Annotated in this window: 20 protein-coding genes; 15 read left to right on the top strand and 5 right to left on the bottom strand. The window is 73.0% G+C overall.

Features of this window, described 5'->3' with window-relative positions; translation table 11 throughout:
* Positions 1–14: 14 nt before the first annotated feature.
* The 12 genes from ACSP97_RS17135 (at position 15) to ACSP97_RS17080 (ending at position 12,135) form a co-directional block, all read left to right on the top strand.
* Positions 15–827, top strand: coding sequence for an SRPBCC family protein (locus ACSP97_RS17135; protein ID WP_440558174.1), 813 nt, complete (start codon positions 15–17; stop codon positions 825–827).
* 92 nt (positions 828–919) lie between these two features.
* On the top strand, positions 920–1,708 hold the full coding sequence (locus ACSP97_RS17130; RefSeq protein ID WP_355146208.1) for an aldose epimerase family protein: 789 nt from the start codon (positions 920–922) through the stop codon (positions 1,706–1,708).
* 10 nt (positions 1,709–1,718) lie between these two features.
* Positions 1,719–2,267, top strand: coding sequence for an orotate phosphoribosyltransferase (gene pyrE / locus ACSP97_RS17125; RefSeq protein WP_070024192.1), 549 nt, complete (start codon positions 1,719–1,721; stop codon positions 2,265–2,267).
* 184 nt (positions 2,268–2,451) lie between these two features.
* Positions 2,452–3,474: a class II fructose-bisphosphate aldolase gene (fbaA, locus tag ACSP97_RS17120; RefSeq protein ID WP_355528571.1), complete on the top strand. Its 1,023-nt coding sequence runs from the start codon at positions 2,452–2,454 to the stop codon at positions 3,472–3,474.
* A 71-nt stretch (positions 3,475–3,545) separates the two neighbouring features.
* The gene (locus ACSP97_RS17115; protein WP_355146204.1) at positions 3,546–5,006 is read left to right on the top strand and encodes an MFS transporter; all 1,461 of its coding nucleotides are present in this window, start codon (positions 3,546–3,548) and stop codon (positions 5,004–5,006) included.
* Between the two features lie 54 nt (positions 5,007–5,060).
* Complete coding sequence (locus tag ACSP97_RS17110) at positions 5,061–5,474, top strand: DUF3151 domain-containing protein (protein ID WP_070024186.1); 414 nt, start codon at positions 5,061–5,063, stop codon at positions 5,472–5,474.
* Between the two features lie 150 nt (positions 5,475–5,624).
* On the top strand, positions 5,625–6,470 hold the full coding sequence (locus ACSP97_RS17105) for a tryptophan 2,3-dioxygenase family protein (protein ID WP_440558170.1): 846 nt from the start codon (positions 5,625–5,627) through the stop codon (positions 6,468–6,470).
* Entirely contained in the window at positions 6,463–7,647 is a 1,185-nt protein-coding gene (gene kynU / locus ACSP97_RS17100) for a kynureninase (protein WP_440558168.1), read from the top strand. The genes ACSP97_RS17105 and kynU overlap by 8 nt, the downstream gene beginning before the upstream one ends.
* 170 nt (positions 7,648–7,817) lie before the next feature.
* Complete coding sequence (locus ACSP97_RS17095; RefSeq protein ID WP_358673359.1) at positions 7,818–8,693, top strand: alpha/beta hydrolase family protein; 876 nt, start codon at positions 7,818–7,820, stop codon at positions 8,691–8,693.
* Positions 8,694–8,816: 123 nt separating this feature from the next.
* Positions 8,817–10,208 carry a sensor histidine kinase gene (locus ACSP97_RS17090; protein WP_435643466.1) on the top strand — a complete coding sequence of 464 codons (1,392 nt, stop codon included), beginning with the start codon at positions 8,817–8,819 and terminating at the stop codon, positions 10,206–10,208.
* On the top strand, positions 10,205–10,870 hold the full coding sequence (locus tag ACSP97_RS17085) for a response regulator transcription factor (RefSeq protein WP_355146194.1): 666 nt from the start codon (positions 10,205–10,207) through the stop codon (positions 10,868–10,870). The genes ACSP97_RS17090 and ACSP97_RS17085 overlap by 4 nt, the downstream gene beginning before the upstream one ends.
* Before the next feature lie 44 nt (positions 10,871–10,914).
* Entirely contained in the window at positions 10,915–12,135 is a 1,221-nt protein-coding gene (locus ACSP97_RS17080; protein ID WP_440558165.1) for a cytochrome P450, read from the top strand.
* Positions 12,136–12,161: 26 nt separating this feature from the next.
* Here the strand turns inward: ACSP97_RS17080 and ACSP97_RS17075 are convergent, their stop codons facing one another.
* Entirely contained in the window at positions 12,162–12,995 is an 834-nt protein-coding gene (locus tag ACSP97_RS17075) for a diacylglycerol kinase (RefSeq protein WP_355146190.1), read from the bottom strand.
* A gap of 197 nt (positions 12,996–13,192) precedes the next feature.
* On the opposite strand from ACSP97_RS17075, the gene ACSP97_RS17070 reads away from it, so the two are divergent.
* The gene (locus tag ACSP97_RS17070; RefSeq protein ID WP_355146188.1) at positions 13,193–14,476 is read left to right on the top strand and encodes an adenylosuccinate synthase; all 1,284 of its coding nucleotides are present in this window, start codon (positions 13,193–13,195) and stop codon (positions 14,474–14,476) included.
* A gap of 222 nt (positions 14,477–14,698) precedes the next feature.
* Positions 14,699–16,522: a bifunctional metallophosphatase/5'-nucleotidase gene (locus tag ACSP97_RS17065; RefSeq protein WP_355146186.1), complete on the top strand. Its 1,824-nt coding sequence runs from the start codon at positions 14,699–14,701 to the stop codon at positions 16,520–16,522.
* Between the two features lie 78 nt (positions 16,523–16,600).
* Here ACSP97_RS17065 and ACSP97_RS17060 read toward each other — a convergent pair whose 3' ends face one another.
* The 3 genes from ACSP97_RS17060 to ACSP97_RS17050 all read right to left on the bottom strand — a co-directional run bounded on the left by ACSP97_RS17060 (position 16,601) and on the right by ACSP97_RS17050 (position 19,519).
* A complete protein-coding gene (locus ACSP97_RS17060) occupies positions 16,601–17,251 on the bottom strand; it encodes a hypothetical protein (protein WP_355321689.1) in 651 nt (216 codons plus the stop codon).
* A 98-nt stretch (positions 17,252–17,349) separates the two neighbouring features.
* The gene (locus tag ACSP97_RS17055; RefSeq protein ID WP_355321691.1) at positions 17,350–18,048 is read right to left on the bottom strand and encodes a GntR family transcriptional regulator; all 699 of its coding nucleotides are present in this window, start codon (positions 18,046–18,048) and stop codon (positions 17,350–17,352) included.
* Between the two features lie 115 nt (positions 18,049–18,163).
* The gene (locus ACSP97_RS17050) at positions 18,164–19,519 is read right to left on the bottom strand and encodes an aspartate aminotransferase family protein (RefSeq protein WP_355146180.1); all 1,356 of its coding nucleotides are present in this window, start codon (positions 19,517–19,519) and stop codon (positions 18,164–18,166) included.
* Positions 19,520–19,719: 200 nt separating this feature from the next.
* Here ACSP97_RS17050 and ACSP97_RS17045 point away from each other — a divergent pair, with 200 nt between their 5' ends.
* A complete protein-coding gene (locus tag ACSP97_RS17045) occupies positions 19,720–21,519 on the top strand; it encodes a serine/threonine-protein kinase (RefSeq protein WP_364723623.1) in 1,800 nt (599 codons plus the stop codon).
* Positions 21,520–21,663: 144 nt separating this feature from the next.
* Here ACSP97_RS17045 and ACSP97_RS17040 read toward each other — a convergent pair whose 3' ends face one another.
* Positions 21,664–22,413, bottom strand: coding sequence for an SLATT domain-containing protein (locus ACSP97_RS17040; protein WP_355146176.1), 750 nt, complete (start codon positions 22,411–22,413; stop codon positions 21,664–21,666).
* Positions 22,414–22,501: the final 88 nt, after the last annotated feature.

Genomic DNA, 22,501 nt, shown 5'->3' with positions numbered 1-22,501 from the left:
TAGGCTCAGCCGACATGGAGCACCAGGTCTTCGTCCCGGTCCCGGCCGGCCGTCTCGCCGCGGCACTCGCCGACCCCGTGCGTGTCGCCCGAGCCGTTCCCGGTCTCCAGCAGGACGCCGGCGCCCCGCCCGTCGCCGGCCGCCTGAAGCTGCGCGTCGGCGGACATTCCGTCACCTACCGCGGCACGGCGCGGGTGCTCGCCCGCGAGGACGGCGGCTATGCCGTCGAGGGCGACGCCACCGAGGCCCGCGGCACCGGCTCGGTCAAGCTGGCCCTCACCCTCCGCCTCGCGGCGACCGACGGCGGCACCACCGTCACCGTCTCGGGCACGGCCGACGCGACCGGACGCATCGAGGAACTACCCGCGGACGCGGTGGCCTCGGCGGCGGCCCGGCTGCTGAACCGGTTCCTGGAAGGGCTGGCGGAGCGGACGGAGGAGACGGGGGAGGCCGAGGAGACGCGGGAGGCGGAGAGCGGGCACACCTCCGTCTTCGACACCGAGATTCCGCCGTCCTCGCTCGACGCGGACAGCGACGACGACGAGGAGGACGCGGGGGACCAGGGGGACGCGGAGGACGCGGAGGCGTCCGCGGGTGACTTCGCGGACACCGGCGTACCGCCCGCCGAGGCCGCGCACGCCCGGCGCACGATGATCGGCCGCAGCGCCGAGGAGGTCGACCACGCGCCGCCGCGGGGCCGCTATGCCCCGGTTCCGGCGCCGCAGACGGTCACCGCGAACCAGGCCCTGCGGTGGGCCGCGCCGGCCGCGGCGCTGGCGGTGGCCTCGGCGATCGTGGTGGGCAGGGCGCTGCGCAAGCGTCGCTGACGCCGTGGTCCGTGCGCGGCGCCGCCCGGCGTAGCCCGCGTATCGGACCCGTCCCGGACCCGCCCGGGGTGAGCGCCCAGTACTGTCGCCTTGTGAGTAACGAAGACATCACGCTGACCGCGGGCGACGCGGAGGTGATCGTGCGGCCCGGGAACGGCGGCCGCATCGGCGGGCTGCGCATCGGCGGCACGGAACTGCTGCGCCAGGGCCCCAAGTTCGGCTGTTTCCCGATGGTGCCCTGGTGCGGGCGCATCCGCGACGGCCGGTTCCTCGACGGCGGCACCGTCCGCCAGATGCCGCTCAACTCCCCGCCGCACGCCATCCACGGCACCGCCCGGGACGGCGCCTGGCGCACCGCGCGCGTCACGGAGAACGAGGCGGTGATCACGCACGAGCTGACCGACCCCTGGCCGCACTCCGGCCGCGTCACCCAGGTCGTCACGCTCGCCGAGGACAGCCTGACGCTGACGATGTCGGTGGAGACGTACGAGGACTCCTACCCGGCGCAGATCGGCTGGCACCCCTGGTTCCGCCGCAACCTCGGCGGCGCGGACGTGACCCTGGACTTCAAGCCCGCCTGGCAGGAGGAGCGCGGCGCCGACCACCTGCCCACCGGCAACCGCATCGACCCCGCGCCGGGCCCGTGGGACGACTGCTTCGGCATGCCCGGCGGTGTCGACGTCACCCTCACCTGGCCCGAGCAGCTGGAGCTGACGGTGGCCAGCCGCGAGGAGTGGGTGGTCGTCTACGACGAGCAGGCCGAGGCGGTCTGCGTGGAGCCGCAGACCGGCCCGCCCAACGGGCTGAACACCATGCCGCGCCTGGTCACGCCGCTGGAGCCGCTGGAGGCGGCCACGACCTGGAGCTGGCGTCGCCTTTAAGCTGGGCGGCATGACGGACGTGCGTGCTGAGCTCCTTCAGCAGATCAAGGACAAGGCCGTGGTGCACGGCAAGGTGACCCTCTCCTCGGGTCTGGAAGCCGACTACTACGTCGACCTGCGCCGTATCACCCTCGACGGCGAGGCCGCCCCGCTGGTCGGCCAGGTGCTCCTGGATCTGACCGCGGACCTGGAGTTCGACGCGGTGGGCGGCCTCACCATGGGCGCCGACCCGGTCGCGGCCGCCATGCTGCACGCCGCCGCCGCGCGCGGGCGCAGGCTGGACGCCTTCGTGGTGCGCAAGGCGGCCAAGGCGCACGGGTTGCAGCGCCGGGTCGAGGGTCCGGACATCGCGGGCCGCCGGGTGCTGGTGGTCGAGGACACCTCCACCACCGGCGGTTCCCCGCTGACCGCGGTGGAGGCCGTGCGCGAGGCCGGCGCCGAGGTCGTCGCCGTCGCGACCATCGTGGACCGGGCGACGGGGGCCGCCGAGAAGATCGAGGCCGGCGCGGGCGTTCCGTACCGGTTCGCCTTCTCGAAGGATGAACTGGGTCTGGACTGACACGTCCCTTTGACCTGGACTTGGGGAGCGCGCCGTCCGGTACCCCCCGTCTGGTTGACCTGGACTTGGGGGGCGCCGTCCGGCACCCCCCGTCTGGAAAGATGGGGCCGACGACGACGTCACCCATCAGGTCTAGGTCAGGGCCGTACGCAGAACCCGAACCCGCAACACAAGGAGCGGACAGATGCCCATCGCAACCCCCGAGGTCTACGCCGAGATGCTCGACCGGGCGAAGGCAGGCAAGTTCGCCTACCCGGCCATCAACGTGACCTCCAGCCAGACCCTGCACGCGGCGCTGCGCGGCTTCGCGGAGGCGGAGAGCGACGGCATCGTCCAGATCTCCACGGGTGGCGCCGAGTTCCTCGGCGGCCAGTACAGCAAGGACATGGTGACCGGCGCGGTCGCGCTCGCCGAGTTCGCGCACATCGTCGCGGAGAAGTACCCGGTCAACATCGCGCTGCACACCGACCACTGCCCGAAGGACAAGCTCGACGGGTACGTCCGTCCGCTGCTCGCCCTGTCGAAGAAGCGCGTCGACTCCGGTCTCGGCCCGCTGTTCCAGTCCCACATGTGGGACGGCTCCGCCGAGACCCTCGCCGACAACCTGGAGATCGCGCAGGAGCTGCTGGAGCAGGCCCGCGCCGCCAAGATCATCCTGGAGGTGGAGATCACCCCGACCGGCGGTGAGGAGGACGGCGTCTCGCACGAGATCAACGACTCGCTGTACACCACGGTCGACGACGCGATCCGCACGGCGGAGGCGTTGGGCCTCGGCGAGAAGGGCCGCTACCTGCTGGCCGCGTCCTTCGGCAACGTGCACGGCGTGTACAAGCCGGGCAACGTGGTCCTGCGTCCCGAGCTGCTCAAGGAGCTGAACGAGGGCGTGGCCGCGCGGTTCGGCAAGGAGTCCCCGTTCGACTTCGTCTTCCACGGCGGCTCCGGCTCCACCGAGCAGGAGATCCAGACCGCGCTGGAGAACGGCGTGGTGAAGATGAACCTCGACACCGACACCCAGTACGCGTTCACCCGGCCGGTCGTCGGCCACATGTTCGCGAACTACGACGGTGTGCTGAAGGTGGACGGCGAGGTCGGCAACAAGAAGGCCTACGACCCGCGCACCTGGGGCAAGCTGGCCGAGGCGGGCATGGCCGCGCGCGTCGTCGAGGCCACGCAGCACCTGCGCTCGGCGGGCAACAAGATCAAGTAAGCGGTACGTCCACGGCGGACCCGGCGTCCTCACGGCGCCGGGTCCGCCGTATCGCTGTATATGTTGGGGGCATGCCCGATGTCCGGCTGGGCTCGTCCCAGGGCACCTGGATCCTGCTCACCACGGTGCTCGGCTCCAGCATGGCCATGCTGGACTCGACCGTCGTCAACGTGGCGCTGCCCCGCATCGGCCGCGAGCTGAACGCGAGCCTGGGCGCCCTGCAGTGGACCGTCAACGCGTACATGGTCACGCTGGCCGGGCTGATCCTGCTCGGCGGTTCGCTCGGCGACCGCTACGGCCGCCGCAAGGTGTTCGTGACCGGGGTCGTCTGGTTCGCCACCGCCTCCCTGCTGTGCGGCATCGCGCCGACCCCGGGCCTGCTGATCGCCGCGCGGGCCCTGCAGGGCATCGGCGGGGCGCTGCTCACCCCTGGCTCGCTGGCGCTGATCCAGGCCTCCTTCCACCCCGACGACCGCAGCCGGGCCGTCGGCCTGTGGTCCGGGTTCGGCGGGATCGGCGCGGCCGTCGGACCCTTCCTGGGCGGCTGGCTGGTCTCCGGGCCCGGCTGGCGCTGGGTCTTCCTGCTGAACGTGCCGCTCGCCCTGCTGTGCGTGCCGGTGGCGCTGCGGCACGTGCCGGAATCCGCCGACGAGGGCGCCCACGGCCGCTTCGACGTCCTCGGCGCGGTGCTCGGGGCGCTCGCCCTCGCGCTGCTGACGTACGCCCTCATCGAGGCGCGCGGCGGCACGGTGGCCGTGGTCGTCAGCGCGCTGGCCGGCCTGGCCGCGGCGGTCGCCTTCGTGTACGTCGAACGGCACCACCGGGACCCCATGCTGCCGCCGGACCTGTTCGCCTCCCGCCAGTTCACGGCCGTCAACCTGGTCACGCTGTGCGTGTACGCGGCCTTCGGCGGCTTCTTCTTCCTCACCGCGCTCCAGTTGCAGGTGGCGGTCGGCTGGTCCCCGCTGGTCGCGGGCACGGCGCTGCTGCCGACCACCGCCCTGATGCTGCTGTTCTCCTCCAGCTCGGGCGCGCTGTCCGACCGCACCGGGCCCCGCCTCCCGCTGACCGTGGGGCCGCTGCTGTGCGCGGCGGCGATGCTGCTGATGCTGCGGGTCGGGCCGGGGGCGAGCTATGCGGTGGACGTGCTGCCCGCGCTGCTGGTGATGGGCGCGGGGATGGTCGTCCTGGTCGCGCCGCTGACCGCGACGGTCCTCGCCTCCGTCGACACCGCGCGGGCGGGCGTGGCCAGCGGCATCAACAACGCGGCGGCGCGGGCGGCGGGCCTGGTCGCGGTCGCCGCGCTGCCGCTGCTGGCGGGCATGGGGGCGGACGCGTACCGCTCCGCGACGGCGTTCAACGCGGCCTTCCACCGGGCGATGCCGATCTGCGCGGGGGTGCTGGTGGTGGGCGCGGGCCTCGCGTTCTTCCTGGTCACGGGCCGCTCGACACCGGGATGCCAGCGCCCTGAGCGGCATACGCACTGCTCGCTCGCGGCGCCTCCGCTGGAGGGCGAGCGGAGCGGTTCGTAGCGGTCCCGCAAGGGGTTGCGCCGGTCGGGGACGCTCGTACGCGAGACTGAACCCATGACCATTCACGAGAACCTGCTCGGCGGACCGCCCCCGACCCATCTGCCCGACGACCCGGAGCCCCGGGAGCAGCTCGCCGGGGGCACCGCTCCCGCGGAGGTCGCCGCCGCGCACCCCACCTCCTCCCTCGCCTGGGCCCAGCTGGCCGACGACGCCTTCGAGCGCGGCGCGGTCGTGGAGTCGTACGCCTATGCCCGCACCGGCTACCACCGCGGTCTGGACGCCCTGCGCCGCAGCGGCTGGAAGGGCCACGGCCCGGTGCCCTGGGAGCACGAGCCCAACCGCGGCTTCCTGCGCGCCCTGCACGCCCTCGCCCGCGCCGCCCAGGCCATCGGCGAGCAGGAGGAGTACGAGCGCTGCACCCAGTTCCTGAAGGACTCCTCGCCCACCGCGGCGCAGACCCTCGGCTGATACACCCTGTGTCACCTGTGTGGCCCGTCTGGCAGCAGGCGGGCCTTGCCGTACCCGGGGTGATTGCGGAGGATGCGAGTGGGGACCGGGGCCCCCGTGCCGGCATCGGCAGGGGCGGACCGCTACCCGGAGTGACAACAGGAGACAGCGATGTCCCAACAGGCTCACCCCCACGAGGCCGCTGAGCCCGAGACTCCGCATCTCGACTTCGCCGGTACCACGCCGTACGAGGACTACGTGCGCGCGGACCTGCTCACCCACCTCCAGCACACCCTCTCCGACGATCCCGGAGAGATGGTCTTCCTGGTCACCACCCAGGTGATGGAGCTGTGGTTCACGGTGCTCGTGCACGAGTGGGAGACCGCCGCGAAGGCGCTCCGCTCGGACGACGTGCCGACCGCGATCGCCGCGCTGAAGCGTTCCGTGCGCGAACTGGAGGCCCTGAACGCCTCCTGGACCCCGCTCGCCGCCCTCACGCCCGCCCAGTTCAACTCCTACCGCGGCGCGCTCGGCGAGGGGTCCGGCTTCCAGTCCGCGATGTACCGGCGCCTGGAGTTCCTGCTCGGCGAGAAGTCCGCGTCCATGCTCGTTCCGCACCGCGGCGCGCCGCGCGCGTACGCGGAGCTGGAGAAGGCGCTGCACGAGCCCAGCCTCTACGACGAGGTGCTGCGGCTGCTGGCCCGCCGCGGCCACGCCGTCCCGGACGCCGTCCTGGAGCGCGACGTCTCCGAGCGGTACGAGCCCTCGGAGGCCGTCGAACAGGTCTGGGCGGCGGTCTACTGCGGGGACCAGGACGGTGAACTCGTCCGGCTCGGCGAGGCGTTGACCGACGTGGCCGAACTGGTGTGGCGCTGGCGCAACGACCATCTCGTGGCCACCCGCCGCGCGATGGGCGCCAAGCCCGGCACGGGCGGCTCCGCCGGGGTCGCCTGGCTGGAGAAGCGCGCCCGCAAGAACGTGTTCCCCGAGCTGTGGACGGCGCGGTCTCATGTCTGAACTCAACTTGCGGGCCGAGCGGTTGGACGCGGCGGACGCACTGGCGCCGCTGCGCTCCCGGTTCGCCCTGGACGACGTGGTCTACCTCGACGGCAACTCCCTCGGCGCGCTGCCCGCGCACGTGCCCGACCGGGTGGCGGACGTGGTGCGCCGCGAGTGGGGCGAGCTGCGCATCCGCTCCTGGACGGAGAGCGGCTGGTGGACGGCGCCGGAGCGGATCGGCGACCGGATCGCCCCGCTGGTCGGCGCGGCACCGGGACAGGTCGTGGTGGGCGACTCCACCAGCGTCAACGTGTTCAAGGCGCTCGTGGGCGCGGTGCGGCTGGCCGGCGACGACCGCACCGAGATCCTGGTGGACGCCACCACCTTCCCCACGGACGGCTACATCGCCGAGTCGGCGGCCCGGCTGACCGGCCGTACGCTGCGCGCCCTGACGCCCGACGAGGTGCCGGGCGCGCTCGGGCCGCGTACCGCGGCGGTGCTGCTCAACCACGTCGACTACCGCACCGGCCGGCTGCACGACCTGCCCGCGCTCACGGCCGCGATCCACGCCGCGGGCGCCTTCGCGGTCTGGGACCTGTGCCACAGCGCGGGCGCGCTGCCGGTGGGGCTGGACGAGCACGGCGTCGACCTCGCGGTCGGCTGCACCTACAAGTACCTGAACGGCGGCCCGGGTTCACCGGCGTTCCTGTACGTGCGCCGCGCGCTGCAACCGCGCTTCGACTCCCCGCTGCCCGGCTGGAACTCCCATGCCGAACCCTTCGGCATGAGCCCGGACTACGCCCCGGCGCCGGGCGCGGTGCGCGGGCGCGTCGGCACCCCGGACATCCTGTCCATGCTGGCCCTGGAGGCGGCGCTGGACGTCTGGGACGGCGTGGCCGTCGACGCGGTGCGCGCCAAGTCCCTCGCGCTGACCGACTTCTTCCTGGAGTGCGTGAGCGCGTACACCGAGCCGGGCCGTCTGGAGCCGGTGACGCCCGCGGAGCACGGGCGGCGCGGCAGCCAGGTCTCGCTGCGCTGCGACGACGCCGGTGAGGTGATGAAGCGGCTGATCGAGGCGGGTGTCGTGGGCGACTTCCGGCAGCCGGACGTGCTGCGCTTCGGCTTCACACCGCTGTACACGACGTTCGCGGACGCGGAGCGGGCGGCGCGGATCCTGGGCTCCCTGCTGAGGTAGCCCCGGTGGGCGCCGGGGGCGGCCCGCCGAAGGCACCCCCGGCGCCGCCGCGCGTTCCCGCCCCCGCCCGCGTACCCGCACGTCACCCGCCTGATACCGTCCGGCCAACGGCCGACGGGATCACCCGCTCCGGTCCGCCCAACGCCGCCCCGTCGATGAGAGGTTGGAGCATGCCGGACGCAGCCGCAGCAGCCCGTGCCGCCGCCGAGGAAGAGTCCGCGTTCTCGCACGCCCCCGTCGATCCCGACGCCACTGCGGCCTACGGCTCCCACCCGGACCAGGTGATCGACTTCTACGCGCCGCGCACGGCGCGGGACGCCCCGGCCCCGCTGGTCGTGGTCCTGCACGGCGGCGCCTGGCGGGCCCGGTTCGACCGCCGGCACGCCACGCCCTTCGCGGACTTCCTGGCCCGCAGGGGTTTCGCGGTGGCCAACGTCGAGTACCGGCGCGGCGGTGACACCGAGAGCGAGGGCGCCACCCCGCCCGCCGGCCGCTGGCCGGACACCTTCGCGGACGTGGCCGCCGCCCTGGACGCCCTGCCGGACCTGGTCCGCGAGGCGCTGCCGGGTGCCGATCGGCGCCGTACCGTCCTCACCGGCCACTCGGCGGGCGGCCACCTCGCCCTGTGGGCCGCGGCCCGGCACGTGCTGCCCGCCGACTCGCCCTGGCGCACCGCCGAACCCGCCCCGCTGCGCGGCGTCGTCGCCCTCGCCCCGCTCGCCGACCTGGCGGTGGCCGAGGAGCTGGGCGCCTGCGAGCACGCGTCCCTGCAACTCCTCGGTGGGCCCGAGCACTTCGAGGCGCGCCGGGCGTACGCCGACCCCGTCCTCCTGCTGCCGACGGGCATCGCCACCACCGTCGTCCAGGGCCGCGCCGACCTGGTCGTGCCGCAGCAGGTGGCCGAGTCGTACGCGGACGCCGCGGCCAAGGCGGGGGAGGTGGTGGGCCTGACGCTGCTGTCGGACGTCGGCCACTTCCCGCTGATCGACCCGGCGGCGGACGCCTGTGCGGTGGTCGCGGAGGAGATAGCCCAGCTCGCCTGGTGAGCGGCGGGCGCCGACCCGGTCGGACCGTGCGGAGGCACGCGGGCCGCCCCGGCAGCCGGTGGGTTCCCCCCGTCCCGAAGGCCCCGTGTAGTACCTGAGAGGGACCCCGCGGAACCCCCCTCCATGCGGACGACCGGGCCCGGCCGTCCGCCTACCGTTTTCCCCGTGACCGAGACGACGCACACGCACCCGACCCCGCCGGCCGGGGCAGGCCGGCCGCGCAGCCCGGAGTTCCGGCTGGCGGCCGACGCCCTCGCCGGGCTGCGGCAGGACCTGTTCCACGGGGCCTTCGCCTACCGCCCGCTGCCCCGCCTCGGCCCCGGCAGCCGGCTGGTGCGCGGCCGCTCGGGCCGGATGCGGGAGTACGCCGCCTGGGCCCCGCACGGCCTGGTGGCCTTCCTCGGCCTGGTGGCCATGTGGCTGGGCATGCTGCGCGGCGACATCTCCGGAGCGCCGTCCCTGCTGTGCGGGCTGCTGGCCCTGGTGCCGGTCCTGCTGACCCTGGTGCGGCCGGCCGGAGCGTTCTGGCTGTCCCTCGTCGCGTCCCTGATCAACGGGGTGGTCGGCGAGGACTACTGGGGCGGGATATGGACGCCGGGCACCTTCTTCTCCCACCTGGTGGTGCTCACCGTGGTGGCGGTCCGCACCCGCCCGCGCACGGCGGCCTGGATGTGGGTGCTGACCGGGGTGTACGGCTCCTTCGCGGGCAGCCTCCTCGGCCGGCTGGACGGGCGCGGCGAAGTCGCCCAGATGCAGCTGCTGTCCGCGCTGGTCCTGCTGGTGGTCGCCGTACGGCAGATCCGCAGGCAGGCCGCGGCGGAGGTCACCGCGCAGCAGACGGTGACCGAGCACGAGCGCTCGCGCCGCACGCTGCTGGAGGAGCGCACGACCATCGCGCGCGAGCTGCACGACGTGGTCGCCCACCACATGTCCGTGGTGGCCATCCAGGCGGAGGCCGCACCGTACCGGGTGGAGAACCCGCCGCCGGAACTGGAGAAGGCGTTCGCCACCATCCGGGAGAACGCGGTGGCGGCCCTGACCGAGCTGCGCCGGGTCCTCGGGGTCGTCCGCGCCGAGGACTACGAGGCCCCCGACGCCCCGCAGCCCACCCTCGCCGACCTCGACGCGCTGCTCGCCAACGTCCGCGAGGCCGGTCTCGACGTGACGAAGGCGGTGACCGGCGCGGTGCGCGAACTGCCGCAGGGGGTGGAGCTGTCCGCCTACCGCATCGTGCAGGAGGCGCTGAGCAACACCCTGCGGCACGCGCCCGGGGCGAGCGCCCGGGTGGAGATCGGCTACGTCCTCGGCGGCCTGGGCCTGCGCGTCGTCAACGGCCCGCCGCCCGCGCCGAGTCTGGTGAAGCCGTCGCCGGGCGCGGGGCACGGGCTCACCGGGATGCGGGAGCGTGTCGGCATGCTGGACGGCGAGATGACGACGGCCCGGACGGCCGAGGGAGGCTACGAGGTGACGGTCTTCCTGCCGGTCCCGGCCCCGGAGACCGAGGGCGGCGCATGACGATCCGCGTACTGGTCGCGGACGACCAGATGATGGTCCGCGAGGGCTTCTCCGTCCTGCTGAACGCGATGCCGGACATCGAGGTCGTCGGCGAGGCCGTCAACGGCCGCGAGGCGGTGGAGCGGGTGCGGCAACTCGCCCCGGACGTCGTCCTGATGGACATCCGCATGCCCGAACTGAACGGCATCGAGGCGACCCGCGAGATCGTGGCGGCGGACGCCACTGCCAAGGTGCTGGTGCTCACCACCTTCGACCTGGACGAGTACGTGTACCAGGCGCTGCGCGCGGGCGCCTCCGGGTTCCTCCTCAAGGACGCCTCGGCCCGCCAACTGGCCGACGGGGTACGGGTGGTGGCGGCCGGCGAGGCGCTGTTGGCGCCCTCGGTCACCAAGCGCCTGATCTCCGAGTTCTCCCGCCTCCCGGAGGCCAGGCCCCCGCTGGCCGTCGCCCGCACGGCCTACGGCGACCTCACCGAGCGGGAGACCGAGGTCCTGGTCCTCATCGCCCAGGGCCTGTCCAACGCGGAGATCGCCGAACGCCTGGTGGTCGCCGAGTCCACCATCAAGACCCATGTCAGCCGCATCCTCGTCAAACTCGGCCTGCGCGACCGCACCCAGGCCGCGGTCTTCGCGTACGAGGCCCGCCTGGTGACTCCCGGCTGACGCCACCCCTGGTCAGAACGCGCCCCGCGGGTTAGCGTCCGGGCATGTCAGGGCCACACGACCTCGCTTTCGACCCCTGGGACCCTGCGTTCCTCGCCGACCCCTACCCGGCCTACGCCGAACTGCGTGCGCGCGGCCGGGTGGTCCGGTACGAACCGACCGACCAGTGGCTGGTGCCGCACCACGCGGACGTCTCGGCGCTGCTGCGCGACCGGCGGCTGGGGCGGACGTACCAGCACCGGTTCTCGCACGAGGAGTTCGGCAGGCAGGCGCCGCCGCCGGAGCACGAGCCGTTCCACACCCTCAACGACCACGGGATGCTCGACCTGGAGCCGCCGGACCACACCCGGATCCGGCGCCTGGTGTCGAAGGCGTTCACCCCGCGCACGGTGGAGCGGCTGCAGCCGTACGTGGAGAACCTGGCGAATGAGCTGGTGGCGGGGCTCGTCCGGGAGGGCGGCGGTGATCTGCTGGCGGACGTGGCGGAGCCGCTGCCGGTGGCGGTGATCGCCGAGATGCTGGGCATCCCCGAGGCGGACCGGGGGCAGCTGCGGCCCTGGTCGGCGGCGATCTGCGGGATGTACGAGCTGAACCCGCCGGAGGAGACCGCGGCGGAGGCGGTCCGCGCGTCGGTGGAGTTCTCGGAGTACCTGCGGGGGCTGATCGCGGCACGCCGCGCGGAACCCGGCGAGGATCTGATCTCCGGGCTGATCGCCGCGCACGACGAGGGCGACCGGCTGACCGAGCAGGAGATGATCTCCACCGCCGTGCTCCTGCTCAACGCCGGTCACGAGGCCACCGTCAACGCCACGGTCAACGGCTGGTGGGCGCTGTTCGGCAACCCCGGCCAGCTCGCCGCCCTGCGCGCCGACCACTCCCTGGTGCCGACCGCGATCGAGGAGCTGATGCGCTACGACACCCCGCTCCAGCTCTTCGAACGCTGGGTCCTGGACGACATCGAGATCGACGGCACCACGATCCCGCGCGGCGCCGAGATCGCCATGCTCTTCGGCTCCGCCAACCACGACCCGGCCGTCTTCGCCGACCCCGGCCGCCTCGACCTCACCCGCCGGGACAACCCCCACATCTCCTTCAGCGCCGGCATCCACTACTGCATCGGTGCGCCCCTGGCCCGTATCGAGCTGGCCGCCTCCATGACCGCCCTGCTCCGCCAGGCACCCACCCTCGCCCTGGCGGCGGAACCGTCCCGCAAACCGAACTTCGTGATCCGGGGCCTGGAGGGGCTGAGCGTGGAGGTGCGCTGATCACCGCCCGGTTCCCCGGTGCGTGCTCAGCGTCCCCGTGCGCCGGCCGGCAGCACCAGCGTCCACGCCCCCTCGACCACCCGCCAGGCCCGCCCCCGCACCGGACCCCGCACCACCGCGTCCGCCCGGTAGTGGAAGTCGGGCCCGCTGACCCTGACCGCGTGCCCGGACGCGGTCAGGGGACCCCCGGCCGCCCGCCGGACCTCCACCTCGGCCAGACCGCCGGCCGGCCTGAGCGAGACCGACTCCACCGGCTGGTCCAGCTCCACCACCGTCTCCCCGTCCACCTCCACCCGCAGCCGCGTCGGCCCTGGCGCGGGTATCGCGGCCAGGCGGGGCGGGCGCGGGCTCAGGGTGCGCACCAGGGACCGGTACCAGGGGCGCCCGGCCGCCGCCACCGGCTCCGGCACCGGCGCCCGCACCGGTGCCGGGGGCACGGTCAGCCCGGTCAGCACCAGCCCGTCCGCGTCGTCCGCCAGCAGGTCGAGACGGCGTTCCTCGCCGTCCAGGACCGCCCGGGCCGCCGCCACCGCCCCCGTCGGCACGCCCAGGGACTCCGCCAGGGCCAGCCGTTCCCCCACCGGGACCACCGACAGCGCGCATCCGGCCAGTTCCCGCTGCCGGTGCAGCAGGGTCACCGCGCGCACCAGGGCGCGGTCGTCGCCCACCACCACGGGGCGTCTGGCACCCCGACGGCCCAGTGCCCGGGCGAATTCCGCCGGGCCCTCCGGGAGACAGACCTTGGCCGCCGCACCCGCGCTGAGCACGTCTTTCGCGATCCGTACGGACTCCCCGTCCGCTTGCCGGGCCGCCGGATCGATGATCACCAGCAGCTGTTCGGACGTCGCGAAAGTCGCCACCTCGGTCCTGCCTCGCTTCCTCGGGTAGCATCTTTGTGCAAGAGCCCCTTGCGCTATTGCGCCAGGGGCTTCGTCTATTCCGGGGCATCCGGTCCGACGGTTGTGCGGCCAACGACGGTCGCGGTGGCACGCGGCGGTGAACCTTACGCCCACGCCCCTGACCTTGGACATGCCCCGCCCGGAAGGGGTGTACGCGCGTGCCCGCACTTGTGCTGCTCGGTGCTCAGTGGGGTGACGAGGGCAAGGGGAAGGCCACCGACCTGCTCGGTGGCTCGGTGGACTATGTGGTGCGATACCAGGGCGGCAACAACGCCGGCCACACGGTCGTCGTCGGCGACCAGAAGTACGCACTCCACCTCCTCCCTTCCGGCATCCTCTCTCCCGGATGTACGCCGGTCATCGGCAACGGTGTCGTCGTCGACCCGTCGGTCCTGCTCTCCGAGCTGAGCGGTCTGAACGAGCGCGGCGTCGACACCTCCAAGCTCCTCATCAGCGGCAACGCCCACGTCATCACGCCGTACAACGTGACGGTCGACAAGGTGACGGAACGCTTCCTCGGCAAGCGGAAGATCGGCACCACCGGGCGCGGCATCGGCCCGACCTACGCCGACAAGATCAACCGCGTGGGCATCCGGGTGCAGGACCTGTACGACGAGTCGATCCTCCAGCAGAAGGTGGAGGCGGCCCTCGACGTCAAGAACCAGATCCTCACCAAGCTCTACAACCGGCGCGCCATCGCCGCCGACCAGGTGGTCGAGGAGCTGCTGGGCTACGCCGAGCAGATCAAGCCGTACGTCGCCGACACGGTCCTGATCCTCAACCAGGCCCTGGAGGACGACAAGGTCGTGCTGTTCGAGGGCGGTCAGGGCACCCTGCTCGACATCGACCACGGCACGTACCCCTTCGTCACCTCCTCCAACCCGACCGCCGGCGGTGCCTGCACCGGTGCCGGCGTGGGTCCGACGAAGATCAGCCGGGTCATCGGCATCCTCAAGGCGTACACCACCCGGGTCGGCGCCGGTCCGTTCCCGACCGAGCTGTTCGACGAGGACGGCGAGGCGCTGCGCCGGATCGGCGGCGAGCGCGGTGTGACCACCGGCCGTGACCGCCGCTGCGGCTGGTTCGACGCGGTGATCGCGCGGTACGCGACCCGGGTGAACGGCCTGACCGACTTCTTCCTCACCAAGCTGGACGTGCTCACCGGCTGGGAGCGGATCCCGGTCTGCGTCGCGTACGAGATCGACGGCAAGCGGGTCGAGGAACTGCCCTACTCCCAGACCGACTTCCACCACGCGAAGCCGATCTACGAGACCCTGCCGGGCTGGAGCGAGGACATCACGAAGGCCAAGTCCTTCTCCGACCTCCCGAAGAACGCCCAGAACTACGTCAAGGCGCTGGAGGAGATGTCCGGCGCCCCGATCTCCGCGATCGGCGTGGGTCCGGGCCGGGACGAGACGATCGAGGTCAACTCCTTCCTGTAAGCCGGAAGCAGGCTCCGGTTCATCCTGCGGCAGCGTCCGCCGGGTCCGCCTCCCCGCGGACCCGGCGGGCGCTTTCGCGTTCCGGCCCGGATGACCCATCCTTGACCTGGACATGGCCATTTCCTGGTTTGCGGCGATGAGGGGCGCGAGCACGATCTACGCGGGTAGCCTCCGCCTTGGCACGCCCCCTGCTCGCACCAACTCCATTCTCAGGAGCCTTGAATGACCCACAGTCGCATGAACCGCCGGGAGTTCGTGAAGAAGTCGGCCGTGACCGGCGCCGCCGTCGCGGCGGCGGGCGCGGTCTCCAGCGGTACCGCCGAGGCGGCCGACCGCGGTCACCACCCCGAAAAGGCTCCGCGCACCTGGTCGTTCTCCATCCTGGGCACCACCGACCTGCACGGCCACGTCTTCGACTGGGACTACTACGCCGACGCCCCCTACACCGACAAGGCCGGCAACTCGGTGGGCGTGGCCCGGGTCGCCACCCTCATCAAGCAGCAGCGCGAGGCCAAGGGCGAGCACCGGGTGCTGCTCGTCGACGCCGGCGACATCATCCAGGGCACCTCCCTGGCCTACTACTTCGCCCGCGTCGACCCGATCACCGGCACCGACGGCAAGCGCGGCCCCAAGCACCCGATGGCCACCGCCATGAACCACATGCGCTACGACGCCGCCGCGCTCGGCAACCACGAGTTCAACTACGGCATCGACACCCTGCGCAAGTTCGAGGACCAGTGCGACTTCCCGCTGCTCGGCGCGAACGCCCTGCACGCCAAGACGCTGCGTCCGGCCTTCGAGCCGTACACCGTCAAGCACATCAAGGTCCCCGGCGCCCCCGACATCAAGGTCGGCATCCTCGGTCTGACCAACCCCGGCATCGCGATCTGGGACAAGGACAACGTCGGCGGCAAGCTGGTCTTCCCGGGCCTCGTCGAGCAGGCGAAGAAGTACGTGCCCCGGCTGCGCGCCCTCGGCTGCGACGTCGTCTTCCTGACCGACCACTCCGGCCTGGACGGCTCCTCCTCCTGGGGCGACGAGCTGCCCTACGTCGAGAACGCCTCCAACCTGGTCGCCGAGCAGGTCCCGGGCATCGACGCGATCCTCGTGGGCCACACCCATGTCGAGGTGCCGTCGTACACCGTCAAGAACGAGCAGACCGGCGAGGACGTGCTGCTGTCCGAGCCGTACTGCTGGGGCTACCGCCTCAGCGTCTTCGACTTCGAGCTGGAACTCCACCACGGCCAGTGGAAGGTGACGGGCAAGAAGGCGCAGACCCTCAACCCCAACGGCGTGGCCGAGGACCCGGAGATCAAGAAGCTCCTGGAGGCCGACCACGAGCTGGTCGTGAAGTACGTCAACACGCCCGTCGGCACCTGCACGGCGGACCTCTCGGCGGCGGACTCCTGCTGGCAGGACGTCCCGATCATGGACTTCATCCACAAGGTCCAGATGGAGACGGTCAAGACGGGCCTGTCGGCCGCCGACGCCGCCCTCCCGCTGATCTCGGTGGCCGCGCCCTTCAGCCGCACGGCCGACATCCCGCAGGGCAACGTCACCATCAAGGACATCGCCGGGCTCTACATCTACGACAACACCCTGTACGGCAAGAAGCTGACGGGCGCCCAGCTGAAGGACTACCTGGAGTACGCGGCGAAGTACTACCACCAGGTGCCGGCGGGCACGAAGGTCGACACGGCCACGCTGACGAACGCCAACAGCTTCTGGGACTACATGTACGACACGGCGGCCGGCGTCGACTACGAGATCGACATCGCCCAGCCGGAGGGCTCCCGCATCAAGAACCTCTCCTACAACGGCGCCCCCGTCGCCGCCGACCAGGTCTTCGTGGTGGCCGTCAACAACTACCGGGCCAACGGCGGTTCCGGCTACCCGCACATCGCCTCGGCGGAGATCGCCTACAGCTCCACCAACGAGATCCGGCAGCTGATGATCGACTACGTCACCGCCACCAAGTCCCTGGACCCGGCCGACTTCGCGGTCACCAACTGGAAGCTGACCCAGGACGGCACGCCCGTCTTCTGACGTGCGCCGGCGGCCACGCGCCCGCTCCCGGCCCGGCACGGCCGCGGGGTGGGCGCCGGTCCGGTCCGGCCCTGGCGCTCAGCTGAAGACGATCATCGAACCCTGGGCCAGCGACCGGGTGGTGGCCGCGTGCAGGCCCAGCCAGACGTGGCGCTCGCGGGCGAAGGGGCTGGGATCGTAGGGCGTCGGGGCGGCCGGCTCCTCCAGCTCCGTCGGGGCCGTCGGCGGGGCCGGGGGCGCCGGGGGGTTGGCCGGGTCGATGCCGATGCCCGGGGCGATGTACTGGAGCTCGCGCAGCAGCGCCTGGGAGGAGCCCAACGGGCCCCCGCCCGCGAGGAGTTCGTCGTTGGACAGGGGGTGCGGGAAGTCCACCGGGACGTACGCGCCCGCGTGGTCGTAGTGCCACACCAGATGCGACTGCTGGGCCGTGGACTCGAACATCTCCAGCAACTGCTCGTAGTCGCCGCCGAGTTCGTCCACCGGGGTGACCGGCAGACCGCAGGCCTGGAGCAGATAGGCGCGGCGCAGGAAGTGCAGCGCGTCGTAGTCGAAGCCGGCGACCGGGGCGACCTCGCCGGACAGCCCCGGCATGTACTGGTGCACCGGCACCGGTGGCAGCCCGGCCGCGGCCAACGCGTCGTTGTAGTGCGCGAGTTCCTCGGCGAACGGGTTGTCCGGGGTGTGGCACAACACGTCCACGAGCGGTACCAGCCACAGGTCACAGGCCAAAGAGAGCTCCTCGCATCGGCGGTCGCGCGGACACGCACGGCAGCAGGTGGTCTGGGAAGCGTAATCGGTGCGCCACGCCTCCCGTACCCCCACGTCCCTCAGCTGTCGGACAGATCCTCCAGCAACGCCAGCGAGTGCGCGTTCGCCGCCGCCACCGTCGTCCGCGCCGTCTCCGTGTCCCGCCTCGCCAGCGCCTCGACCAGCTCCGTGTGCCCGGCCCACAGACGGCCGCGCAGCGTGGGCAGACGGCGCAGGTGCTGCACCGCGCAGACCCAGGCCTGGACCCGCAGCCGGTGCAGGAAGTCACCGAGGTAGGGGTTGCCGAACAGGGCGCCCAGCTCGCGCCAGAAGCGCAGGTCGTAGCCGATCAGCACGGTGAGGTCGCCCGCGGTGGCGGCACGCTGCGCCTCCTCGCCGCGGCGGCGCACCGTGGCCAGCATCGCGGCGGTGCGCGCGTCCTCGGCCGGGGCCGTGAAGGCGGGGTGCCCGGCCGCGAGGGCCTGGAACATGCCGTCCGTGACCAGGCTGCGGGCCTCGATCATGTACCGGTAGTCCGCGAGGGAGTACTCGGGCACGCGGAAGCCGCGGTGCTGGTCGGCCTCCAGGATGCCCTGCGCGGACAGGTCGACCAGCGCCTCGCGGACGGGGGTGGCGGAGACGCCGTACTGCTCGGCGATCTCCTTCACGGTGAACGCCCGGCCCGGTCGCAGCCGCCCCGCCAGCACCTCGTCACGGAGCGCGTCCGCGATCTGCTGCCGCAGGGTGCTGCGGGTGACGGCGGTGCCATTGCCGGGCATGGCCGGTCTCTCCTCACGCGTACGGATGACGTGCTCGCACGTATGACCAATTCTTACGGTCTTACGAGCACGTCACCTTACGCGTTCGGCCTGGGCCCACGGCAGCTGCGGACCGTCACACCGTGTACTCGTCCGCGACGGTCAGCGCGGCGTCGAGGGCGGCCAGGCCCTCCTTCAGCTCGGCCTCGCCGATGTTGCACGGCGGCACCACATGGGTGCGGTTCATGTTCACGAAGGGCCACAGGCCGTGCTTCTTGGCGGCGGCGGCGAACGCGGCCATCGGCGCGTTCGCCTCGCCGGCCGCGTTGTACGGCACCAGCGGCTCGCGGGTCTCCCGGTCCCTGACCAGCTCCAGCGCCCAGAACATGCCGGTGCCGCGGACCTCGCCCACGCTCGGGTGGCGGGCCGCCAGGTCGGCGAGGCCGGGGGCCAGCACCGTCTCGCCGAGCCGCTTGGCGTTCTCCACCACGCCCTCCTCGGCCATCACGTTGATCGTGGCGACGGCGGCGGCGCAGGCCAGCGGGTGCCCGGAGTAGGTCAGACCGCCCGGGTAGGGGCGCTTGCCGAAGGTCTCGGCGATCTCCTGGGAGATGGCGACGCCGCCGAGCGGGACGTAGCCGGAGTTCACGCCCTTGGCGAAGGTCATCAGGTCCGGGGTGACGTCGAACAGATCGGCCGCGAACCACTCGCCGGTACGGCCGAATCCGGCCATGACCTCGTCCAGGATGAAGACGATGCCGTACTTGTCGCACAGCTCGCGCACCCCGGCGAGGTAACCGGGCGGCGGCACCATGATCCCGGCCGTGCCCGGGATGGTCTCCAGGATGATCGCGGCGATGGTGCCGGGTCCCTCGAAGGCGATCGTCGTCTCCAGGTGCTCCAGCGCCCGCGCGGCCTCCTGCTCCTGCGTCTCGGCGTAGAAGCGGGAGCGGTACAGGAAGGGCGCCCAGAAGTGCACGACGCCGGCCGCGCCGCTGTCGGAGGGCCAGCGGCGCGGGTCGCCGGTGAGGTTCACGGCCTGCTGGGTGCCGCCGTGGTACGAGCGGTAGGCCGAGAGCACCTTGGGGCGGCCGGTGTGCAGCCGGGCCATGCGCACCGCGTGCTCCACGGCGTCGGCACCGGCGTTGGTGAAGAAGATCTTGTCCAGGTCGCCGGGGGTGCGCTCGGCGATCAGCCGGGCCGCCTCCGAACGGGCCTCGACGGCGAACGCGGGCGCGAAGGTGGTCATCTTCGCGGCCTGCTCCTGGATGGCCGCGACGACCTTGGGGTGCTGGTAGCCGATGTTGGTGAAGACGAGCCCGCTGGTGAAGTCCAGGTAGCGCGTGCCGTCGTAGTCCCAGAAGTACGACCCCTCGGCGCCGGCGACGGCGAGCGGGTCGATGAGGTCCTGCGCGGACCAGGAGTGGAAGACGTGCGCGCGGTCCGCGGCCTTCACTGCGGCGCCGGCTCCGGAATGGGGCTGAGGGGTCATGCGGGCGAGCGTAAATGTCCGCGATGCGGAAGCGGTATCGGCGTCCTGTTCCGTGGACGGTCGCAATCCACGACAGGTTGTCGACATCGGGCGCCGCGGCCTGTTACGGAACCGTGGAGAGCCACGCCTCCGACACGCCCGGGGACGCGATTATTCTCGGGCCCGTTGCACAGCCGACGGGGTGGGAAGGGCGGGCGGTCATGGAGGAACTCGGGCCTGGGGATCCGCTGGAGATCGGGGGGTACCGGCTGCTGGCCAGGCTCGGTTCGGGAGGTATGGGACAGGTCTACCTCGCCCGGTCGGAGCGGGGCCGCACGGTCGCCGTGAAACTGGTCCGCGAGGAGCTGGCCGCGCGCGAGGAGTTCCGGGCCCGCTTCCGGCGGGAGGTGGCGGCCGCGCGGCGGGTCGGCGGGTACTGGACGGCGCCGGTCCTGGACGCGGACACCGAGGCGGCGGTGCCGTGGGTGGCCACCGGGTACGTGGCCGGCCCCAGCCTGCGGCACGTCGTCGGGCACGAGCACGGCGCGCTGCCCGAGCGGTCGGTGCGGATCCTCGCGGCCGGACTGGCGCACGCGCTCAAGGACATCCACGCGGCCGGGATCGTGCACCGGGACCTGAAGCCGTCGAACGTGCTGGTCACCATCGACGGGCCGCGCGTGATCGACTTCGGCATCGCCCGCGCGCTGGAGACCACCGGCGCGGGCGGCGAGCACCTCACCGTGACCGGCTCGCTGGTCGGCTCGCCCGGGTTCATGGCGCCCGAGCAGGTGCGCGGGGACCGGGTCACCCCGGCCTGTGACGTGTTCTCGCTGGGCTCGGTGCTGGCCTACGCGGCGACCGGGCGGATGCCGTTCGGGAACGCAGGCGGCGGCATCCACGCGCTGATGTTCCGGATAGCCCGGGAGGAGCCGGACCTGGCGGGCGTGCCGGAGGGGATCGCCGACCTGGTCCGCGGCTGTCTGCGCAAGGACCCGGCGGCCCGGCCCTCCCTGGACGAGCTGCTGGACCGCACGGGCGCGCAGGACACGGTGCACGGCGGCCGCTCCCGCGACCCCTGGCTGCCGGGGTCCCTGGTGGCCCAGCTGGGGCGGCACGCGGTGGGGCTGCTGGAGGTCGAGGAGCCGGCGGGGGCCAGGACGGGGACCGCGGGCGCCGGGGCGGACTCCCCGTCCGGCGGCACGGGCGGGCCGGGCGCGTCGCCGGAGCACGCCGCCGTCTGTGACGGGGGAGAGCCGGCCACCGAGGGCGGGGGCGCCGAACGGCTGGAGACCATGGTGCCGGGACAGCCCGCGCCCCCCGGGTGGCCGGCTGCCCCCGGGACGTACGGCCACCCCCAGCAGCATCCCCAACAGGGCCCGCGGCCCCCGTACTTCGCGCCGGACGGTCCCGCGCCCGCCGCCGGGCCCGGGTATCCGGACCGGCCGTACCAGCCGTACGGCACCGAGCCCGGGGAGCCGGAGCGGCGCAGCGGGCGGTCGACCGCGCTGCTCGTCGTGATCGCGCTGGTCGTCGCGCTCGGGGCCGGCGGTTCGGTGTACGCGCTGCTGAACAGCGGGACCGACGGCAAGGGCGGCGAAACGGCCGCGTCCGCCCCCGCGTCGCCCACCGGCTCGGGCGAGCGCGGCCCGGGCCCCGGCTCGCCCTCCGCCGCCGCGGGCGGCGCGGTCCCGGACGCCTACCTCGGCACCTGGACCGCGACCATCGACAACGCCGCCGGCACCAGCACCCGCCGGCTCACCATCCGCCAGGGCGGGGTGGGCGACAGCGTGCTGACCCTGGTCGCGGACGGTCCGGCGTACCACTGCGTCTTCGCCGCCCCGCTGAGCCAGGAGCCGCTCGCCCAGGGCCCGTTGCAGATCGGACCGTCCACCGTGACCAGCGGCGAACCCGCCTCCTCCTGCACCCCGGGCGACGCGACCGAGGTCAGCCTGCTGCCCGACGGGCGGCTGCGGCGGGTACAGCAGGGCGGCGGCGAAAGCCTGACGTACACGAAGCAGTGACGGCGCCCGACAGGCTTGTGCGGCGCGGTGGTTGAACGCCCGGCGAACTTCCGCGGACGTGTCCGGTTCGCGCCCTTGCCCGGCAGGGTCCGGTACGAGTGCCGGGTGCCCCGGCGCTGGGGGCACCGCCCACGCCCCTCGGCTTCAGCGGGGCTCCGGGGGCCGCTGCCGCGGCATGTTCGGGCGCGCCCCGCCCACCGGCGGCAGCGGGAACCGGCCGCCCTGGCCGACCGCCTCCTGCCGCGGCACGCACCCCACCGCGCCCTGGATCCCCATCGGCGCCGCACCCGCCCGGAACGAGCCCATCCAGTCGGCCGTCTCCACCCGCACCAGTTCCGTCACGTCCTCCGAGAACCGCCGCAGCAGCACCACGCACCGCTCCGCCGCCTCACTCGCCGTCCCCTCCGCGGGGCCCAGCACCTCCCGCATGCCCTCCGCCGCCCAGTCGAACTGGAGCGCCTGCAACCGCCGCTGCACCGCCTGCGCCGTCGCCACGTCCCGCATCCAGCCGGACGTCACCCCGAAGTACCGGTCGACACCGGCGCACGCGGCCGCCAGCAGCAGCGCCAGGCACCCCCAGCGGGCCGCGCCGGCCGCGAGCCCGGTCAGGTCCAGCAGCGGCAGGGCCACCCCGGTCACCGCGCCCGCCGCCGCCCCGGCCCGCAGCACCCGCGCCCCGCGCCGCTTCCACAGCCGGTCCCGCAGGTACCAGTCCGCCGTGCGCAGCGCGCCGTGCTCCACCCAGCGGTACAACTCGTCCAGCCGCTCGCCGGGTTCGCCCCAGTCGCCGGGCGGCAGGGCCCGGCCGGTCAGATCGCCCGGCCGGGGACCGGGCGCGCCCTCGCCCCGCCCGTCCTGAGGCGGCCCCTCGGGCTGCATCTCCGGCTGACCCACCCGGCACTCCCTACTGATCACGACCGGTCACGTGGCGTGACATTCCCTGGCGACGTGCGCCACCCTTCCTACCGCCCAACGGGTGGCC

Source organism: Streptomyces sp. SCPE 10 (genome assembly GCF_051980735.1).
Lineage (GTDB): Bacteria > Actinomycetota > Actinomycetes > Streptomycetales > Streptomycetaceae > Streptomyces > Streptomyces misionensis.
This window is presented reverse-complemented; position numbering and strand designations above follow the sequence as displayed.

What these genes read in the sequence shown, in the direction of transcription:
- ACSP97_RS17135 (WP_440558174.1), top strand. Translation starts at nt 15, where the DNA reads ATGGAGCACCAGGTCTTCGTCCCGGTCCCGGCCGGCCGTCTCGCCGCG.
- pyrE (WP_070024192.1), top strand. Translation starts at nt 1,719, where the DNA reads ATGACGGACGTGCGTGCTGAGCTCCTTCAGCAGATCAAGGACAAGGCC.
- fbaA (WP_355528571.1), top strand. Translation starts at nt 2,452, where the DNA reads ATGCCCATCGCAACCCCCGAGGTCTACGCCGAGATGCTCGACCGGGCG.
- ACSP97_RS17115 (WP_355146204.1), top strand. Translation starts at nt 3,546, where the DNA reads ATGCCCGATGTCCGGCTGGGCTCGTCCCAGGGCACCTGGATCCTGCTC.
- ACSP97_RS17110 (WP_070024186.1), top strand. Translation starts at nt 5,061, where the DNA reads ATGACCATTCACGAGAACCTGCTCGGCGGACCGCCCCCGACCCATCTG.
- ACSP97_RS17105 (WP_440558170.1), top strand. Translation starts at nt 5,625, where the DNA reads ATGTCCCAACAGGCTCACCCCCACGAGGCCGCTGAGCCCGAGACTCCG.
- kynU (WP_440558168.1), top strand. Translation starts at nt 6,463, where the DNA reads ATGTCTGAACTCAACTTGCGGGCCGAGCGGTTGGACGCGGCGGACGCA.
- ACSP97_RS17095 (WP_358673359.1), top strand. Translation starts at nt 7,818, where the DNA reads ATGCCGGACGCAGCCGCAGCAGCCCGTGCCGCCGCCGAGGAAGAGTCC.
- ACSP97_RS17090 (WP_435643466.1), top strand. Translation starts at nt 8,817, where the DNA reads ATGCGGACGACCGGGCCCGGCCGTCCGCCTACCGTTTTCCCCGTGACC.
- ACSP97_RS17085 (WP_355146194.1), top strand. Translation starts at nt 10,205, where the DNA reads ATGACGATCCGCGTACTGGTCGCGGACGACCAGATGATGGTCCGCGAG.
- ACSP97_RS17080 (WP_440558165.1), top strand. Translation starts at nt 10,915, where the DNA reads ATGTCAGGGCCACACGACCTCGCTTTCGACCCCTGGGACCCTGCGTTC.
- ACSP97_RS17065 (WP_355146186.1), top strand. Translation starts at nt 14,699, where the DNA reads ATGACCCACAGTCGCATGAACCGCCGGGAGTTCGTGAAGAAGTCGGCC.
- ACSP97_RS17055 (WP_355321691.1), bottom strand. Translation starts at nt 18,048, where the DNA reads ATGCCCGGCAATGGCACCGCCGTCACCCGCAGCACCCTGCGGCAGCAG.
- ACSP97_RS17050 (WP_355146180.1), bottom strand. Translation starts at nt 19,519, where the DNA reads ATGACCCCTCAGCCCCATTCCGGAGCCGGCGCCGCAGTGAAGGCCGCG.
- ACSP97_RS17045 (WP_364723623.1), top strand. Translation starts at nt 19,720, where the DNA reads ATGGAGGAACTCGGGCCTGGGGATCCGCTGGAGATCGGGGGGTACCGG.